Below are 1926 nucleotides of genomic sequence, written 5' to 3'. Positions count from 1 at the left end.
GTCTGTGGGTCATGAAACACATTGCTATCGGCATTCTAGGCGCCGCCACGCTTGGATTGATGGCGTCCGCCGCGTCGGCGGCCACGCTCGACACCGTCAAGGCGAAGGGCTTCATCCAGTGCGGCGTCTCCACCGGCCTTGCCGGCTTTTCGGCGCCGGACGACAAGGGTGACTGGCAAGGCATCGATGCGGATTTCTGCCGCGCTGTCGCGGCCGCCGTCTTTGGTGACGGCTCCAAGGTCAAGTTCACGCCGCTCAGCGCCAAGGAGCGGTTCACCGCGCTGCAGTCGGGCGAGATCGACATCCTGTCGCGCAACACCACCTGGACCATCAACCGCGATACGGCGCTTGGCCTGAACTTCATCGGCGTCACCTACTATGACGGCCAGGGTTTCATGATCAACGCCAAGAAGCTGCCGGGCGTCAATTCGGCCCTGCAGCTTTCGGGCGCGGCCGTCTGCGTGCAGAGCGGCACCACCACCGAGCTGAACCTCGCCGACTACTTCAAGGCCAACAAGATGGAGTACAATCCCGTCGTCTTCGAGAAGCTGGAAGAGGTCAACGCCGCCTATGATGCCGGCCGCTGCGACGTCTACACCACCGATCAGTCGGGCCTCTACGGCATCCGCCTGACGCTGGGAGCGCCGGCCGACCACGTCGTGCTGCCCGAGATCATCTCCAAGGAGCCGCTCGGACCGGCCGTTCGCCAGGGCGACGACCAGTGGTATCACATCGTCAAGTGGACCTATTTCGCGCTGCTGCAGGCTGAAGAGCTCGGCATCACCAAGGCCAATGTCGAGGAGATGAAGAACTCGGCAAGCCCCGAGATCAAGCGCGTGCTCGGCCAGGAAGCCGATACCAAGATCGGCACCGATCTCGGCGTCTCCAATGACTGGGTGGTCAACATCGTCAAGGCCGTCGGCAATTATGGCGAAATGTTCGAGCGCAATGTCGGCTCGGGCAGCCCGCTGAAGATCGCGCGCGGCATCAACGCGCTGTGGACCAAGGGCGGCCTGCAATACGCGCCGCCGATCCGCTGATCGAAATGTGATCCGGGAGGCAGATCATCTGCCTCCCGGTTTCTCTTTCCAGGGACGGTCGAATGGCATCGCAGGAAGTACTTCGCGAGGAGCCCAGCCGCGGTTCCTTCATCAACGATCCGAAAATCCGGGGCATATTCTTCCAGGTGCTGGTCGTCGTGCTGCTGGTGGCGGGCGTCCGGTGGATTGCCCACAACGTCATCGACAACCTGACGCGGCTGCGCATCGCTTCAGGCTTCGGCTTCCTCAAGGGCCGCGCCGGCTTCGACATCAGCGAGAGCGCGATCGCGTATTCGTCGGATTCGACCTATGGCCGCGCGATTCTGGTCGGCCTCATCAATACCTTGATCGTCGCCATCGTCGGCATCATCACCGCGACAATCATTGGCTTCGTCATCGGCATCGGCCGGCTCTCGCAGAACTGGCTGATCAGGAAGATCTGCACGGTCTATGTCGAGGTTTTCCGCAACATCCCGCCGCTGCTGGTCATCTTCTTCTGGTATTCCGGCGTGCTGGCCGTGCTGCCGGCGCCGCGCGACAGCATCGGTTTGCCGTTCGGCTCCTTCCTCAACCAGCGCGGTTTTTATTTCCCACGCGCCGTATGGGGCGACGGCTCATGGCTGATCTTCGTCGCCCTGCTCGTCGGCATCGCCATGGCGTGGTTCGTCGCGCGCAAGGCGCGGCAACGGCAGATGGCGACCGGCCAGCAATTTCCAGTGTTTTGGACGTCCACCGCGCTGATCGTCGGGCTTCCGCTGCTCGCCTATGCGCTGAGCGGCTTTCCCCTGAGCTTCGACTACCCGAAGCAGTCGACTTTCAACCTGACCGGCGGCTTCCAGGTCCGGCCGGAGTTCCTGTCGCTTTATCTGGCGCTGTCCTGCTATAC

At 62.5% G+C, this 1926-nt stretch carries 2 protein-coding genes; both read left to right on the top strand.

The features are described 5' to 3' along the window. Positions 1–11 precede the first annotated feature (11 nt). The gene (locus tag EN906_RS32445) at positions 12–1040 is read left to right on the top strand and encodes an amino acid ABC transporter substrate-binding protein (protein WP_127268988.1); all 1029 of its coding nucleotides are present in this window, start codon (positions 12–14) and stop codon (positions 1038–1040) included. A gap of 62 nt (positions 1041–1102) precedes the next feature. Then, on the top strand, positions 1103–1926 hold an 824-nt coding region (locus EN906_RS32440), incomplete at its 3' end, for an ABC transporter permease subunit (RefSeq protein ID WP_127375694.1).

Origin of the sequence: Mesorhizobium sp. M7A.F.Ca.CA.004.06.1.1, from assembly GCF_003999135.1 — a bacterium.
Taxonomy (GTDB): domain Bacteria; phylum Pseudomonadota; class Alphaproteobacteria; order Rhizobiales; family Rhizobiaceae; genus Mesorhizobium.
This window is presented reverse-complemented; position numbering and strand designations above follow the sequence as displayed.